11 protein-coding genes and 1 tRNA gene are annotated in these 16,272 nt (G+C 75.5%); 7 read left to right on the top strand and 5 right to left on the bottom strand.

The annotated features are described in order from the left end of the window. The first annotated feature begins 269 nt into the window (after positions 1-269). Complete coding sequence (locus ACWCHM_RS06645; protein ID WP_454221749.1) at positions 270-1,529, top strand: glycosyltransferase; 1,260 nt, start codon at positions 270-272, stop codon at positions 1,527-1,529. 8 nt (positions 1,530-1,537) lie between these two features. Here the strand turns inward: ACWCHM_RS06645 and ACWCHM_RS06640 are convergent, their stop codons facing one another. The 4 genes from ACWCHM_RS06640 to ACWCHM_RS06625 form a co-directional block, all read right to left on the bottom strand. Next, positions 1,538-2,833 carry an RNA polymerase sigma factor gene (locus tag ACWCHM_RS06640; RefSeq protein WP_372445985.1) on the bottom strand — a complete coding sequence of 432 codons (1,296 nt, stop codon included), beginning with the start codon at positions 2,831-2,833 and terminating at the stop codon, positions 1,538-1,540. Between the two features lie 40 nt (positions 2,834-2,873). After that, positions 2,874-3,215: a YciI family protein gene (locus ACWCHM_RS06635; RefSeq protein ID WP_204959044.1), complete on the bottom strand. Its 342-nt coding sequence runs from the start codon at positions 3,213-3,215 to the stop codon at positions 2,874-2,876. 250 nt (positions 3,216-3,465) lie between these two features. Beyond that, a complete protein-coding gene (locus ACWCHM_RS06630; protein WP_454221748.1) occupies positions 3,466-4,830 on the bottom strand; it encodes a glycoside hydrolase family 6 protein in 1,365 nt (454 codons plus the stop codon). A gap of 298 nt (positions 4,831-5,128) precedes the next feature. Beyond that, on the bottom strand, positions 5,129-5,353 hold the full coding sequence (locus tag ACWCHM_RS06625; protein ID WP_454221747.1) for a hypothetical protein: 225 nt from the start codon (positions 5,351-5,353) through the stop codon (positions 5,129-5,131). 92 nt (positions 5,354-5,445) lie between these two features. On the opposite strand from ACWCHM_RS06625, the gene ACWCHM_RS06620 reads away from it, so the two are divergent. Further along, the gene (locus ACWCHM_RS06620; protein ID WP_239485502.1) at positions 5,446-5,739 is read left to right on the top strand and encodes a hypothetical protein; all 294 of its coding nucleotides are present in this window, start codon (positions 5,446-5,448) and stop codon (positions 5,737-5,739) included. On the opposite strand, the gene ACWCHM_RS06615 is transcribed toward ACWCHM_RS06620, so the two are convergent. Next, positions 5,721-5,804: transfer RNA gene (locus ACWCHM_RS06615), tRNA-Leu, on the bottom strand. The two genes, ACWCHM_RS06620 and ACWCHM_RS06615, sit on opposite strands and share 19 nt — an antisense overlap. 209 nt (positions 5,805-6,013) lie before the next feature. On the opposite strand from ACWCHM_RS06615, the gene ACWCHM_RS06610 reads away from it, so the two are divergent. The 5 genes from ACWCHM_RS06610 (at position 6,014) to ACWCHM_RS06590 (ending at position 16,226) form a co-directional block, all read left to right on the top strand. Beyond that, positions 6,014-8,842 (top strand): tetratricopeptide repeat protein, encoded by a 2,829-nt coding sequence (locus tag ACWCHM_RS06610; protein ID WP_454221746.1) that lies wholly within the window; start codon positions 6,014-6,016, stop codon positions 8,840-8,842. Positions 8,843-9,065: 223 nt separating this feature from the next. Next, the gene (locus ACWCHM_RS06605; RefSeq protein ID WP_454221745.1) at positions 9,066-11,690 is read left to right on the top strand and encodes a fibronectin type III domain-containing protein; all 2,625 of its coding nucleotides are present in this window, start codon (positions 9,066-9,068) and stop codon (positions 11,688-11,690) included. A gap of 35 nt (positions 11,691-11,725) precedes the next feature. Then, a complete protein-coding gene (locus tag ACWCHM_RS06600; RefSeq protein WP_421487882.1) occupies positions 11,726-12,724 on the top strand; it encodes an AAA family ATPase in 999 nt (332 codons plus the stop codon). Between the two features lie 11 nt (positions 12,725-12,735). Continuing rightward, positions 12,736-13,920 (top strand): DUF58 domain-containing protein, encoded by a 1,185-nt coding sequence (locus ACWCHM_RS06595; RefSeq protein ID WP_454221744.1) that lies wholly within the window; start codon positions 12,736-12,738, stop codon positions 13,918-13,920. Then, positions 13,914-16,226 (top strand): DUF3488 and transglutaminase-like domain-containing protein, encoded by a 2,313-nt coding sequence (locus ACWCHM_RS06590; protein ID WP_454221743.1) that lies wholly within the window; start codon positions 13,914-13,916, stop codon positions 16,224-16,226. Before ACWCHM_RS06595 ends, ACWCHM_RS06590 begins: the two co-directional genes overlap by 7 nt. Positions 16,227-16,272: the final 46 nt, after the last annotated feature.

Genomic DNA, 16,272 nt, shown 5'->3' with positions numbered 1-16,272 from the left:
ACGGCGGTGGGGGAGGCTCGGCACGCCAGTCCGACCGGGTGACGCGCCCGGCGACACGGTGGCCACAGTGCCGGTGTCCGGGCCCGCGCCGAGCGGCAGGCGGGCGACGAAGCTCCGCCCCAGCGTGCCGGCGCGGCCGCCCGGGGCGCATCTTCGTACGTGCGCTCGCCGCCGTCGCCACCCTTCGGCACAGGACGGCAAGCTGGGAGATGTGCCGGCCACCGCCGGTCGTCAGACTGTCGTCGGTAGCCCAAACCGGAAGGGTGCCCATGTCACGTCCCATCTCGACCGAGCCGCACCTGTCGGTCGTCATCCCGACCTACAACCGCGCCGAGACGCTGCGCCAGACGCTGGAGCACCTGGCGCGGCAACGGATGCCGACCGAGATGTTCGAGGTCATCGTCTCCGACGACGGTTCGTTCGACGACACCCGCGCCGTCGTGGACGACGCCGCGGCCACGCTGCCCATCCGCTACCACTTCCAGCCGGACGACGGCTTCCGGGCCGGGGCCGCGCGCAACGCCGGCGCCCGGATGGCCCGCGCGCCGATCCTGGTCTTCCTGGACACCGGCACCTTCGTCGCCCCGGACTTCCTGGAACTCCTCCTCGCCGAGCACGCCGGGGCCCGGCGCACCGCGCTGATCGGCTACTCCTGGGGCTACGACATCGACGGCACGATGCCCGGCCTGGCGGAGGCGATGGACGGGGTGCTGCCCGAGGACGTCGTCGCCCGGTACCGCGACGTGCCGAGTTTCGCCGACCCGAGGCACCGGCAGTTCGCCGCCGGTGACTTCGACCTGGGGTTGCTGGCCACGCCGTGGGTGCTGTTCTGGTCGCTGAACTGCTCCGTGCGCGCCGAGGACTTCTGGCGGGTCGGCGGCTTCGACGAGGAGTTCCGCCGCTGGGGCGTGGAGGATCTGGAACTCGGCTACCGACTGTTCAAGGACGGTGTCGGCTTCCGCCTGACCCGGACGGCATGGGGGCTGCACGCGCCCCAGGGCCGGGACCGGGACGCGAACATGGTCGACGGCAAGGCCAACGTGCAGCCGTTCCTCACCAAGCATCCCGAGCCCCCCGTGGAGATCATCTGGAAGCTGATGCAGCGGACCAATCTGCTGGATCTGGAGGACAACTACCGGTTCCTGCTCGCCCATGCCGAGCGGGTGCGGGCGGTCGATGTGACAGCCGAGGTGGAGCGGGAACTGTCCCACCTCGACCCGGCGGGCGGGACGGCCATCCTCGGCGCGGGCGGCCGCCTGCCGGCGGGGTTGCGCCGCGCGGCGTTGGTGGACTTCGACGCCGACCTGCTGGCGAAGGCCGCTTCCGGCAGCCCGCACACGGCACACCACGCGATCGGCCTGCGCACGTCGTTGGCCGACGACGCGGTGGAGACCGTGTTGCTCACCTCCCGGCTCGCCGGGCTCTGGTCCCGCTGGGGCCCGGACCTGCTCACGGAGGCGCACCGGATCGGCCGCTCGGTACGCCTCACCGAGGCGCTGGCCCGGCAGGTCCGCGCCCTGCCGTACTGAACCGAGGCTCAGCCACGCTCGACGACGCCGGGCGGCGGGCCGGCCGCTTCCTCCCCCAGCTCGGTCAGCCGCCGGGTAAGGTAGCGGCGTTCCGGCTCGCTGGCCGGCAACGCCAGCGCCTCCCGGTAGCTGGTCGCCGCCTCCCGGTGCCGGCCCAGGCGGCGCAGCAGGTCGGCCCGGACGGCGGGCAGCAGTCGATAGGTGGCGGCGTCGGCGGTCAGCTCGTCCACCAGGCGCAGGCCGGCCGCCGGTCCCTCGGCCATCGCCACCGCCACCGCCCGGTTGACCTGCACCACCGCCGACGGCACCAGCCCGGCCAGCCGCTGGTAGAGCGCGGCGATCCGGGTCCAGTCGGTGTCCTGCGCGCGGGGCGCGGAGGCGTGGCAGGCGGCGATCGCCGCCTGGATCTGGTACGGGCCGGGCCGGGCCCGCCGCATCGCCTCGTCCAGCAGGGCCAGCCCTTCGGCGATCGCGGCGCGGTCCCAGCGGGAGCGATCCTGCTCCTCCAGCGTGACCAGCTCACCGGCGCCGTCGAGCCGCGCCCCGCGTCGGGCGTGGTGCAGCAGCATCAACGCGAGCACCCCGAGCGCCTCGGGCTCGTCGGGCATCAACCCGGCGAGGGTACGGGCCAGCCGAATCGCCTCGTCGCAGAGCCCCTGCCGGACCAGGTTCGGCCCGGCGCTGGCCGTGTGGCCCTCGTTGAACATCAGGTACAGCACGCCGAGCACGCCGTGGACCCGCTCGGGCAGCAGATGCGCCGGGGGCACCCGGTACGGGATGCCGGCGTGCCGGATCTTGCGTTTGGCCCGGACCAGGCGCTTGGCCATGGTCGCCTCGCTGGTCAGGAAGGCGCGGGCGATCTCGGCGGTGGTGAGCCCGGCGAGGGTGCGCAGGGTCAACGCGACCCTGGCCTCCAGCGCCAACGCCGGATGGCAACAGGTGAAGATCAGCCGTAGCCGGTCGTCGGTGATGCCGCTGGCGTCCGATGTCGCACCGATCCCGTCGAGGTTCTCCTCGGTGAGCACCGCCACCTCCCGCAGCCTGGCCGCCTCGACCGCCGAGCGGCGCAGCCGGTCCAGGGCCCGGTTGCGGGCGGTGGTGGTGAGCCAGGCCGCGGGGCGGTGGGGCACGCCGTCCCGCGGCCAACGCTCCAGGGCCTGCGCGAAGGCGTCCTGGGCGCACTCCTCGGCCAGGTCCCAGTCCCCGGTCAGGCGGATCACCGTGGCGACGATGCGCCCCCACTGCTCGCGGTAGGTGTCCTGCACGGCCACCCGGACCGCTTCGCCGATCGTCTCTGCCGTCACACCGAGCCTCTGGTCTGTGCTGTCGCGCGGGGCTGCGCCGTCACTCCGGCAGCAACGGCCGCACCTCGATCGTGCCGAAGGCCGCCACCGGATGCTTGGCCGCCACCTCGATCGCCTCGTCGAGGTTGGCGCAGTCGATGATGTCGTATCCGGCGATCTGCTCCTTCGCCTCGGCGAACGGCCCGTCGGCGAGGAGCACCTCGCCGCCGCGTACCCGAACGGCGGTCGCGTCGCTGACCGGCCGCAGGCGGTTGCCCTGCACCCGGACGTTACGGTCGTTCATCTCCCGCACCCAGACGTCGATGGCCGCCATCGTCGCCCGGTCCTCCTCCTCGGTGAAGGCGACGGACTCGTCCTCACAGATCAGCATCATGTACCTCATGGTCATTCCTCCAGTCGTGATCGTGCCACCACCACGGCCTCGGCCGGGGCCGGTGACCGGTCCCGGTCGGCCCTCTCCTGCATACGACGAACGGGATACCCGGTGATGGACACACCCGCCCGTACTTTTCCGCACCGGGCCTGCCCGCCGGCCACCCAACCCACGGAAACGACCGTGCCCGCCACGTCGTTACCGGACGTGACGGGCGCGGTCGGCGGTGTGTCGCGGGCGGCCCGGACCTGGGCCGGGCTCAGTGCGTCAGCGGCGGGTCGGCCCGCCGGGCCACCTCCAGGGCGGAGACGCCGAACCACTGCCCGAAGGGCGGGTCCACCACGCCCCACAGCGGGTCGAAGCGGCGTTGCTGCTCCGGCGTCACCCGCCACGGGTTGTACCGGCTGAAGTCCCAGGCCCGCGCGCCACCGGCGATGTCGCAGGTCCCGTCGGACGTGCCGGGAGGCTTCACCCACAGGTACGCGTCCAGCAGCGGCACGCCGGTGTTCGCGGTCGGGCGCAGGCCGAGGCCCCGACCGGGTGGGTTGCACCAGTTCCCCTCGGCCAGCGCGTCGACCACGGCGGGCGGCTGGTGGTAGGGCGCACCGGCGTACTCGCCCATCATGTTGGGGCCGTTGCCGTTGCGGCTGGTGTCGATGACGAACCTCGTCGTCGGCACCGCCCGGCCGAGGTTCTCGGCGTACCACTTGTCGGTCAGCACCCAGGTGCTGAAGTCGGTGTGGTCGGCGGGGCTGTACTGGCTGCCGCAGCGGTCGTAACGGCCCAGTCGCCAGCCGCCGTCGTCCGGGTTGTTCGCGAACGCCACACACTGCGAGATCCAGGTGCCGTATTTGCGTTCGTGTTCGGTGGGTTGGAAGTTCTCCGAGTTGAGGAAGAAGCCCTGCGTCCGCTGGACGCCGGCCTTCACCAGGCGGTACGCGCTCTCGTCCACGCCCAGCCAGTCGCTGTGCGTGCCGTCGAGGTAGAGGCTGACGTGGGGTTGGCGGGTCAGCCGGTCCACCGCGCCGGTGAGCGCGGCGAAGTGCTCGGCGGAGGAGGCGCCCGGCGGCGGGTTCCCGGCGGCGTCCGTCGGCCGGCACCACTCCTGCTCGCCCCACAGGTCGGTGTGGAAGGGGATGATGCCGAGGCTGTCCGGCTCCAGCAGGACGACGGCACGTCGACCGCCGATGCCGGCGGCGAAGGCGTCGATCCACGCCAAGTACTCGGCGGTGTTCCGGGCGCCGCCCGCGGCGTACTGGACGCAGTCCCGGAAGGGGATGTTGTAGGCGACCAGCACCGGGACGCTGTTCTGCCGGGCCGCCGCCGTCACGGTCTGCCGCACCTTCGACCGCACCTGCGCGGGGGTGCCACCGGTGAACCAGACCGCCTGCGGGGTGGTGACCATCCGCGTCAACAGCAGGGCGTCCCGTCCGTGGCCGGACCGGGCCAGGTCGGCGATCTGGCTGATCGCGGCCGGCGGGGGCGGCGGCGTGTAGAACCGGGTCGTCGAGGGCAGCGACGCCGGCCGGGCCTGGGCGGCGGAGGCGGCGGCCCCCACCGACAGGACGACAGCCACGGCCGCGACGACGGCGGGCAGGCCGCGGCGGAGCGCGGAACGGACCATGGTCTCTCCTGAGGTTGCAGATGGTCGACACGCAGGACCGCTCCCGGAACGGCTGCGGCACCGTGGCGCACGGCGACGACCGGTCCGGCCATCGACCGCCGCCCCTGGATGCGTCTTCACCTTCCCACGGCCGGTGACGCCCTACCGTCTCCTGCCGTGCGAGAAGCCGGGCGGGCGCGACGGACCCAGGGTCGCATGCCGCTGCTGGGCGCGAACGGTCTCGTCGATGGTCATCTCGACGGCGATCGGCGTGACGGATCAATGCGGGTAGGACATAGGCGGCCCTGATCCGCGACCGTCAACGGCGACCGGAGCCGGTGGCCGAAGGCGCCGGCCAGCCCGCGGGATCGGCCGGATCGGACGGCGCGGCGTCGCAGATGACGTACTGGCGTGGGGTGATGGCTGTGGGGTGGTCGGCGAGGATGGCCATGCAGCGGGCGTGCGCCTGTTCCGGCGTACGGACGGTAGCGGTGGCGGTGAGGTGAGCGACCAGCGGGCGGCCGTTCGACAGGATCGGCAGCACCAGATCCCGACGGTTGGCACGGTGGGCGACCACGGCGCAGACCGCTGCCCAGCACGGACGCCGGAGGCGACCCCGCCACCGTCGCCGCTTGGATGGCCGAGGTCAACGCCCAACGCGCCGCCGCCCTCGCCCAACGCGACACAGCAGCGGCAGCCCAACCACCCGCTCCCCACCGCCTCACCGAGGACAACATCCGACACCTCGTCGGCAGCTTCGACGACATCCGCAACACCCTGCGAGACGCCGACAGCAGGGACAAGAGCACCGTCTACCGGGAGCTACGACTCGCCCTCACCTACAACCCCGGTGAAAACAAAATCAGCGTCGAGGCTACGCCTGACGCTGATTACTGTGGGGTAACTGTACGTGTCCGAGGGGGGACTTGAACCCCCACGCCCTATACGGGCACTAGCACCTCAAGCTAGCGCGTCTGCCATTCCGCCACCCGGACTTGCCCGTCCAGCCTACCGTGTCGGCGCCGGCGGCTCTCACCCCGGTCAGCCGCCCTGGTGGGCCGCACGGGGCATTACTGTACACGGCCCGTATGGATCATGCACATCGCCGCCCGACCCACCGACGGGAGCCGGATCGTCGCAGGTCAGGACGCGGCTGGAGCGGGCGGGTAGCGTCCGGACCCGCTCAGACGGCAGCATTGCTTGCGTGTCCGTACCCTCACCCCTCGCCGCAGTCCAGCGCCGGGCCCTCGCCCTGCGTTCCGCCGGTGACCTGTCGGCGGCCTGCCGGCTGCTCGCTGACACGATCGCTTCGGCCCGTCCCGCGTACGGTGAGGACCACCCGGAGATCATGGGCACCGCGCACCTGCTCGCGAGGTTGCACCGGGAGGCCGACGATCCGGCAGCCGCCCGGCGGGTGCTGGAGGAGGCGTACGCGGCCGGCGAGCGGCGGTGGAACCCGGCCGATCCGCTGATGCTGGCCCTGGCCTTCGACCTGGCCGGGGTCGCCGAGGAACTGGGCAACCGGCACGAGGCCCGCCGCAACTACACCCGGGTGGCCACCGCCGGGCCCGCCGCGCTCGGCGAGCAGCATCCCGCCGTACGCGCCGCCCGTCAGTACCTCGGAATCCCCGACGGCCAGCCACTCTCCCCGTCCCCCGCTGCCGCGCCTGCGCCCTCGCCGCCGACTCCCCAGTCGGCCCCTCCCGGCCACGCCCCGCCGGCCCCGCACCAGGAGCACCGGCCCCTCCCGACGCCCCGGCCCGGGTCGGCACCGCCCTCGCCCCACCCGGTCTCCGCGCCTCCCACCCCGACCGCACCGGGCCCACCGACCCCGGCCGGCCACCCGCCGGCGTCGAGCCAGCCGGTACGCCCGCCGGCACCACGACCGGGCCCCGCACCGGCCGACCCGGCTCCGGACGCCGAACCCCGGGTGCCACTGCCCCGGCAGATGTACGGCGTCCAGCCCACCCACCGGTCCGGCGTACCCCGGCCCCGTCCGGCCTCCGCCGCACCACGGTCCGGGCCGCCGGCGTCACCGCCCGGCCCACCCACCGCCGCTGCACCGGCACCGGACGCCGCCCCGGCGCAGCGGTACCCGGCGTCACCCGCTCCGGTCTCCGGTGGCGCACCACCCACCTCGCCCTGGGCGCCGCCGCACCTGCAGCACCCCTCCACCGTGTCGCCGGGCGCGACGGGCGATGCCGTCCCGCCGGGAGAACCCGACCGGTCGGCTGCTCCCCCGGCCGCACCGCACCCCGGAGCGTCGACCGGGGGGCCGTCCGGTCCACCGGCCCGGCACGGGCGTCCGGTCCCGATCCCTACCGTGCCCACCGCCAGCCCCGCCCAGCCGGGCGGGCCAGCGGACGGCGCGCCCATCCGGCACGGGCAGCCGACCGCCCTTCCGCCCGCGCCGGGTGAGCCCGGTCCGGTCCATCCCCTGCCCACCGCCACCCCGCCCGCCCCGACCGGCGACGGGGCCGCACCGGGTCCTGCACCCGCTGATGCGCCGACTCCCGCACCGCCGGCAGCGCCCGCTCCGGCGGCGCTTCCCGCCGTCCCGCCCGCGCCGGGGCCGGCTGCGACCCCACCCGCGCCGGGCTGGGACCGGCCGACGGTACGGGTCCAGCAGATCGGCCCCCTGCTGGAGGAGGACCAGCAGCCCGGCCCCACCCGAACCCCGGCGGCGACCCCACCCGGCGGTACGGCACCCGCAGCGTCATCCGCCGACGCGGCACCCGGGGCGACGTCCGGCGATACCGCCGCCGAGCCGGCACCCACCGCAGCACCTCGCGGTACGGCCGACCCGGTTCCCGCCACAGCGTCCGGGGACACCGTCGAATCCGCTCCGCCGCCCACCCTGGCCGCACCCGTCGATCTTCCGACGGCCTCCACAGCGTCGCAGCCGCACCCCGCACCACCGGCACCCGCAGCCACCAGCGATGTCGACCTGCGGACCGGGCATCCGGCGGTGACCACTGCACCGCTCGACACTCCACCGGGCGGGGACGCCGGGGGCACGCCCGTCCCGGCATGGACCACCGGCCCCGCCGGGACGGTCGACGACGCGGGCGGGGACGACGAGGCTCCCGCCGACGACCCGACATGGGACGACGTCGCACCAGGTCGGTCGATCATCATGCCGCTGGTACCGATGACCGAGCCGCCGGCAGCTACCGAACAGACCACGGGTCCGCCGCCGTACCCGGGACGGACCGCCGGATCACCGCCGGTGGTGGCGCAGTCCTCCGGATGGCCATCGACCGCGGGGCCGACCCCGGGATGGCCGTCGGATTCGGGGCAGGCCGCCGGGTCCCCGCCGCATGCCGGGCGCCCGCCGGCACCGGGAACGGACGTCGGATCACCGGCACCGGCACCGGCACCGGACAGCACGCACGAGTTCAGGGCACCCACCGCCGCCCACGCGCCCGCGCCGTGGGCGACCACGGAGTCCGCGCCACAGGCAGCGGTGGAGCCCGGACCTCCCCCCGGGGCAGCCGGCCCGGGGGGCGGGGAGCGTGGCACCGACCGGGGCGTACCGCCGGCGGTGGAGGGGGCGGGATATCCGGAGCTTGCGCCGTCGTACCCGGCGCAGGACGGGCGGGCGCGCCGCCGGGGCCGGACGGTGGCCGTGGTGGCGGGGGTGGTCCTGGTGCTGGTCGCCGGGGGCACGGTCGGCGCGCTGGCCCTGGGCCGGGACGCGGACGGGCCGCAGCGGTCGACCGGCACCGCCCCCCGGCAAACGGCCGGTCCGCCCCCGACCGACCTGAGGTTGCGGGACGACGAGGCCACCATCACGGTCACCTGGTCCGACCCGAGCGGCGGCTCGGTGCCGTTCATGGTCGCGGGTGGACGCACGGGTCGGGCCCTCGGGGTGATGGCGACCGTCGACCCGGGACAGACGAGTTTCACGGTCAACGGGCTGAACGCCGAGGTGGACTACTGCTTCACCGTGTTGGCGGTCTACTCGACGGACTCGTTCGCCACCTCCGGCCAGGTCTGCACCGACCGGGTCAGGCCGTCGCCGAGCAGCTGAGCGCGACGGCCGGCCAGGGGCGGCCGAACGGAACGACTGACCGGGCGCTCCGGCCTGCGCCGCGACCGCAGGACACCCCACCGAACCGGCACGCTGGGTGTCCGAAGCGGAACGGTCCGGGTTTCCTCGTCCCGGATCGACCCCTATGATGTGCCACGGTTCAGGCGAGGGCGTCCGGCACCCGGCACGCCGTCTGAGGCCACCGGACGGAGGTCGACCCGCTGTGGCCAGCATCGACGATGCCGCGAGCGCCGGGAGTGGCGCGTCCCGCCGACGGTCCCGGTGGCGGGGTGGGCTGGTCACGGTCGGCACGGTGACCGCGCTGGTGGCGGCCCTGGGCCTCACCCTGCTCGGTCGGGGCGCCGCGGAGGAGGCGTTGGCCAGCTTCGACGCCAGCAGTTGGCTGTGGAGCAGCACGCGGGGCGAGTTGGCCCGGGTCAACGGGATCACCGCCAGGGTGGACACCCGCAAGGAGGTTCCCGGGGCCCGGCAGCATCCGGTGCAGGTCACCCAGACCGACCGGCTGCTCATCCTGCGTGATCTGGAGACCGGCCAGGTGAGCGCGCTGGACCTGGCCACCCTCCAGATCACGGCGACCACCCCCACCACGCCCGGTCTCGGGGTCAACGTGGTGCTGCACGACGATGCGGCCTTCGTGGTGGACGCGGTGCGCGGGGTGGTGCGTCAGCTCGATCCCCGTTCGCTGGTGCCGGTGGGTGACCCGGTGCTGTTTCCGCCGGGCATCACGGCCGGCGCGTTCGACGGTCGGGGCCGGTTGTGGATCGCGGTGCCGTCGGAGGGCACGGTCGCGGCGGTCACCGCCGCCGCGCTGCCGTCCGGGCCGGCGTCGGGGCCGGCCGGCACCCGGGGTCCGAGGCGGGTGCAGACGCATCCGGTGGCCGAGCCGAGTCACGAGTTGACGGTGTCCACCCTGGACGACGGGGTGGCGGTGCTGGACCGCACCACCGGCACGCTGGTGACCGTCCGGGGCGGACAGACCCGGCGTACGGTGCTGGAGGCCGCCGCGGGTGGCGCGGTGCCGGCGCGGACCAGCGGCCCGGTGGTGCCGGTGACGATCGGTGGGGAACGGCGGGTGCTCGCCGTCGGTGACGGCCGGGTGGTCACCCGGTTCGTCGTGCCGGGCAGCGGCGACCGGGTGGGGCCGGCCGTGGCCTGGGCGGGCCGGTTCTACTGCGCCGACGGGGTCACCGGCACGGTCTACGCGTTCGACGGGGCCGGGCAGCTGGTGGAGACGATCCGGCCGGGCCGCACGAGAGGCCCGCTGGAGCTGGAGGTGCGGGAGAACCACCTGTTCATCAACGCCCCCGGTGCGGCCACCGCGCGGGTGGTCGACGACGCGCACCGGGTACGCACCGTCGACAAGTACGCCAACGACGTGCTGGGCGGGGACCCGCCGCCCGACCCGCCACCGCCGCCTCCGCCGCCGAAGCCCCGGGTGGGTAAGCCCGGCGCGCCGGGTCAGGTCACCGCCACCGCCGGGGACGCGCGGGCCCGGGTCGCCTGGCGGCCCGCCGCCGCGAACGGCTCGGCCGTGCTGCGGTACGTGGTGCAGGGCGCGGGGAGTCGGCACGAGGTGGGGGCGAACCAGCGGTCGCTGGAGGTCACCGGGTTGACCAACGGGTCGACGTACACGTTCACGGTGTACGCGGTGAACGGCAGGGGCGACGGCCCGGCCCGGCGCAGCAATCCGGTGACCCCGACCTCGGCGGTGCCGGCCCCACCGGCCGGGGTCAGCGCGCAGGCCCGCCCCGACGGCACCGTGCTGGTGCGCTGGCCGGCGGCCGACGGTCAGGGCAACCGGATCGCCCGGTACGCGGTGACCGCGACGTCGGCCGGCGCGAACGCCCCGGTGGGTGAGTCGCGCCGCACCGAACTGGTGGTGCCGGCCGGCGAGTTGACCTACGGCACCCAGTACGCGTTCACGGTGATCGCGGTCAGTGACCGGGGGGCCGCCTCGGTGGCCTCCCCGTTGAGTGAGCCGGTGGTGCCGTTCGCCGCCCCCGGGCAGCCGGTGGACCTGCGGGCGGCGACGGTGGCCGACCGGGCGGGCACGGTCGCGGTGCAGTGGTCGGCGGCGGCGGCGAACGGCCGCCCGGTGACCCGCTACCAGGTGGACGTGGGCGGGCGGACCAGCGAGGTGACCGGCACCGGCACGACGGTCACCGGGCTGGGCGACGGGCAGAACGTGCTGGTGCGGGTGCGGGCGGTCAACGAGGCCGGGCCGGGGCCGCAGGCGAGCGTCACCGCCCGGACGGTGGCGGCGCCCCGGGTGACGGTGACCGGGTCGTCGGCGGACGCGACGTCGGTGACGGTGACGTTCACCGTGGACGCCGGGGGCGGGGAGTCGACCTGCACCGCCGCCACCGGCGGGAAGAGCGCCACGGGCAGTTGCGCCAGCCTGCGGGTGACCGGCCTGACCCCGGGCACCGCCTACACGGTGACGGTGACGGCCGCCAACGCCGCCGGTCGGGGCACCGCCACCAGAGCGCAGGGCACCGACCCGCTGTACGGGGTGGCGACCTGCGTCAACGGCCCGGACGGCGATCAGCGCACCTACTGCGACCGCGATGTGGACGGTCGCAACGGCAACGAGGTCTTCTCGGTGCCCCGGCAGGACAACGACAAACAGGTCGGTTGGGCGAAGCCGGGCACCCGGCTGCGGGCGTACTGTCGGCGGCAGGGCGAGAACGTCGACTCCTGGATCTACAACGGTCAGAAGCAGTCCACCTGGTGGGTGCGCGTCGACTACGAGGGGCGCAACTACATCCCCTGGGCCTGGCTCAACCTGGCCGGCGGTGACGACATCGCCGTGCTGCCCACCTGTTGACCAGCGCCGCCGCAGTCGAGGAGCGTCACGCCGTCGTGAACGACACCCCCGCACCGCTGAGCCAGCCGGAGGTCCAGGGTTTCGCCGCGTTGGCCGCCCGGCTGGCCGGGAACGTCAACGCGGTCGTGCTGGGCAAGCCGGAGGTGGTGCGGTTGGCGTTGACCGCCCTGTTCGCCCAGGGGCACGTGCTGCTGGAGGACGTGCCGGGGGTGGGCAAGACCACCTTGGCGCGGGCGGTGGCGGCGACCGTGCAGGGCCAGTGGCGGCGCATCCAGTTCACCCCGGACCTGCTGCCCTCCGACGTCTCCGGAGTGACGATCTTCAACCAGGCCAGCCGGGGGTTCGAGTTCCATCCGGGGCCGGTGTTCGCCAACATCGTCATCGCCGACGAGATCAACCGGGCCTCGCCGAAGACCCAGTCGGCGCTGCTGGAGGTGATGGAGGAGCGCACGGTCACGGTGGACGGGGTCCGGCATCCGGTGCCGCAGCCGTTCCTGGTGGTCGCCACCCAGAACCCGGTGGAGATGGACGGCACCTACCGGCTGCCCGAGGCGCAGCTGGACCGGTTCCTGGTGAAGCTGTCGGTGGGCTATCCGGACGAGGCGGTCGAGGTGGAGGTGCTGCGCGGGGCGACGGTCCGCTCCCCCGACTCGCTGCAACCGGTCACCGACACGGCCACCGTCGGGGAGATGGTCCGGATGGCCCGCCGGGTGCACATCGCCGAACCCCTCTACGGGTACGCCGTCCGGCTGGCCGCGGCCACCCGGTCGCATCCGCAGGTACGGGTGGGGGTCAGCCCGCGTGGGGTGATCGCGTTGACCCGGGCGGCGTGCGCGTACGCGCTGATCGACGGCCGGGGCTGGATCATGCCGGAGGACCTGAAGGCGCTCGTCGAACCGGTCTTCGCCCACCGGCTGCTGCTCACCGCCGACGCGCAGGTGCGCGGGGTGACCGCCGCCGACGTGCTGCGGCAGGCAGTGGCGTCGGTGCCGGTGCCGCTGCCGTCGGGCCAGTCGACCCCGACGCACGGCTGACCGGGCCGGGCGTGGGGCTCACCGCCCGGGGCACCGGGCTGCTCGTCGCCGCGACCGCGTTGCTCGGCGTGGGGTTGCGGTTCGCGTACCCGGAGCTTGCCGTGCTGGGGGCGGCGGGCGCGGTGGCGGTCGGGCAGGCGGTGCTGGCGGCGGCCCGCACGCCCCGGCTGGTGGTGTCCCGCACCGCCGACCCGGACCGGGTGGCGGTGGGCGAGCCGGCCCGGATGACGTTGACCGTCCGCAACGCCGGGCGGCTGCGGGTGGGCGGCCTGCTGGTCGAGGACCGGTGCGCGGGCCGGGCGGTGCCGGTACCGGTGCTGCGGCTGCGTCCCGGCCGGGACACCGGCCTCTCCTACGACGTGCCGACCCGTCGGCGTGGGGTGCTGCCGGTGGGGCCGCTGCGGGTGACCCGCCGCGACCCGCTGGGCCTGTACGCCGGCACCCGCGCGTACGGGCCGACGGCGGTGGTCCGGGTGCATCCCCGGGTGCACCCGTTGACGGCGGTGCCGACCGGGGCGGGACGCAGCCTGGATGGGCGGGTGGACGGGGTGCCGCACGGGTCGATCACCTTCGACTCGCTGCGGGAGTACGTGGTCGGTGACGAGTTGCGTCGGGTGCACTGGCGGACCAGCGCCCGGGTGGGTGAGCTGATGGTGCGGGAGAACGTGGACACCAGCCTGCCCCGGATCGTGGTGCTGCTGGACAACCGGGCCGCCGCCCACCCGGACCGGTCCGACGGGGTGGCCGCGTCGTTCGAGGCGGCCTGCGAGGCGGCGGCGTCGCTGGTGGTGGCCGCGTTCCGGCAGGACCTGCCGGTGGTGCTGCTGCTGGTGTGTCCGGCCGACGACGCGACGGCCGACCCGCCGCTGGACCGGCTCGCCGCGGTGACCCTGACCGACCTGCCGGGCCGGCGGCCCGACGGCGCGACGACGGGTGACCGCGACGGTGCGGCGCTGGACGCGACGGTGACCCGGCTGCGCGCCGACCGGCCCGGCGACACGCTGGTCTTCCTCACCGGCCCCGGTGGCCGCGACGACGTCGGCCGGGTGGGCGCGCTACGCGGGGCGTACCCGTCGGTGGTGGTGGGGGTGTTGGGGGCGGCCGGGCCGACGCCGGGCGCGGCCGGGCCGGTGGTGCTCGACGCGGTCGACGGCGCGGCGTTCGCCGCCGCGTGGGACGCGACCGGCCGATGGTGACGGTGACCGACCGGCTCGACGCCGCCCGACCGGACCCGACGCGGGAGGCTCGCCCGGCCGGCGGTGCGCCGGGCCGGACCGTCGTCCGGCTGCTGCGGGCGGCCGTCGTGCCGGCGACGCTCGTCGCCGCCATCGCCCTGGCCGGCGTGGCGCTCGACCGGGTGTACGCAGGTGACCTGCTGACCCGGCTGGTGACCGGCGCGGCCCTGGCGGCGGTGCTGGTCAGCGTGGCCGCCCGCCGGTTGCCGTCCTGGCAGGTCGCGCCGCTGTCGGTGGCGGCGATGCTCGGCGCAACGGCCTGGTCGGTGCGGCTCGCCGCCGCCCACGCCGACCTGCCCGGCGGTTTCCTCGACGTGACCGCCGACGCCGCCGCCAACGCGGTGCCCCGGCTGCTCACCGCGATGATCCCGGTCGAACCGGCCCCGGACACGGTGCTGGTGCCGGTGATCGCCGCCTGGTTGGCCGGGCTGGCCGGTGCCGAGGTGGCGCTGCGGGCCGGCCGGGTGCTGCTCGGTTTCCTGCCGGCCACCGCGCTGTACGCCGGGGCCGTCTACGTCGTCGGCCCGAACGCGGAACCGGCGGTCGGGCCGTCGGTGGTCCTCGCCGGGCTGGTCGCGCTCGCCCTGGCCGCCGGCCGCACGCCGGGCGGCGACCCGGCCGCCGGGCTGCCGCCTGCCGTACGCGGCCCGGCGCGGGTCCGGGCGACGGTGGTCTCCGCCGCCGGGGTGGCGGTGGTGGTCGGGTCGGCCGCGCTGCTCGGGCCGGCCCTCGCCGGGCGGATCGACGACCGGCCGGTCGACCCGCGCCGCTACGTGCCGCCGCCCCGGGTGGAGTCGCTGGACGAGAATCCGCTGATCCGGATCTCGGGCTGGGCGTTGGAGCCGCAGCAGGAACTGCTGGACGTGTCGACCCGGGCCCCCGGCGACGGGCCGACCACGATCCGGCTGGCCGTGCTCAGCGACTACGACGGGGTGACCTGGCGGGTCGGGGCGACCTACCGCACCGCCGGTCGGGTCCTGCCCGGCGGCGACCCGGTGGCGTCGGACACCGTCCGGCAGGAGATCACCGTGGCCGGGTTGACCGGTCGGCTGCTGCCCGCGGTGGCCACCCCCCGCACGGTCGACGGGGCCCGGGTGGCGTACGACCCGCAGAGCGGCACGTTGATCCGGCCGGAGGGGCTGACCCGGGGGTTGACGTACACGGTCACCTCGGCGCGGGAACGGCCGGACGTGAACCTGCTCGCCACCGCCGACGTACCGGCCGGGGCGCAGGTGGCCCGGGTGCTGCGGGTACCCGACGGGACGCCGGAACGGTTGCGCCGGCTCGCCACCCACCTGGCCGAGGAGAACGGTGCCCCGTACGCGCGGGCGGCGGCGGTGGAGCAGTTCCTCGCCGAGCACTACCGGCTGGTGGCGGACGCGCCGAGCGGGCACGCGTACCCGAATCTGGAGTTCTTCCTGTTCGGACCACGCGGTGGCGGCGGTCAGCGGGGCACCTCGGAGCAGTTCGCCGCCGCCTTCGCGGTGCTGGGCCGGTTGACCGGCCTGCCGACCCGGGTGGTGGTGGGGTTCACCGCCCGGGGCGACGGGCCGGTGCGGGCCGCCGACGCGTACGCCTGGCCGGAGGTGCTCTTCGCCGGGGTGGGGTGGGTGCCGTTCGACCCCCGGCCCCGCCCGGACACCACGCCCCGCCCGGTGGAGGACGACTTCCGCCCGGCCCCACCGAGCCCACCGCCGTCGGAGGTGCCCGAACCGACCGGCACCCCGCCGGCCACCCCACCGGCGGCGGCCGGGCCGGCCCGGAGCACCGGGGAACGCGACGGGCCGACGCCGCTGCTGCTGGGGTCCGCCGCCGGCGGGTTGCTGCTGGCCGGGCTGGTCCTCACCGGGCTGGTCGGGTGCCGCCGGGCGCAGACCCGGGCCCGGTTGGGCCGGGGCGACCCGGGGGCCCGGGTGGGCGGCGCGTGGCGGCACACCACCGACGCGCTGCGGCTGTCGGGACGACCGGTCGGCGGGGACCTGTCCGCCACCGAGGTCGCCGAACGGGCCCGCCGCGCCCTCGCCGAGGACACCGGCCGGGCCCGGGGCACCGGCACCGGTGACCCCGGTGCGGACCCGGTGGGGTTGGCGGAATTGGCCGGGCTGCTCAACCAGGCGGCCTTCGCGCCGGGCACGCTGACCGACGCCCAGGCCGACCGGGCCCGGGACGTCGCCGTGGGGTACGCGGCGGCGCTGCGGGCGGCCCGGCCCCGCTGGCGGCGGCTGCTCTGGTCGGCACATCCCGGCCCCCTGCGCTGGCCCCGCTGACCCGGCCCCGGCCCCGGCCCCCAGCACCGGAACCGGAGCCGGCGCA

It is taken from the genome of Micromonospora sp. SCSIO 07396 (assembly GCF_053667945.1).
The sequence above is the reverse complement of the archived record's forward strand: the minus strand, read 5'-3'. Positions and strand labels throughout refer to the sequence as shown.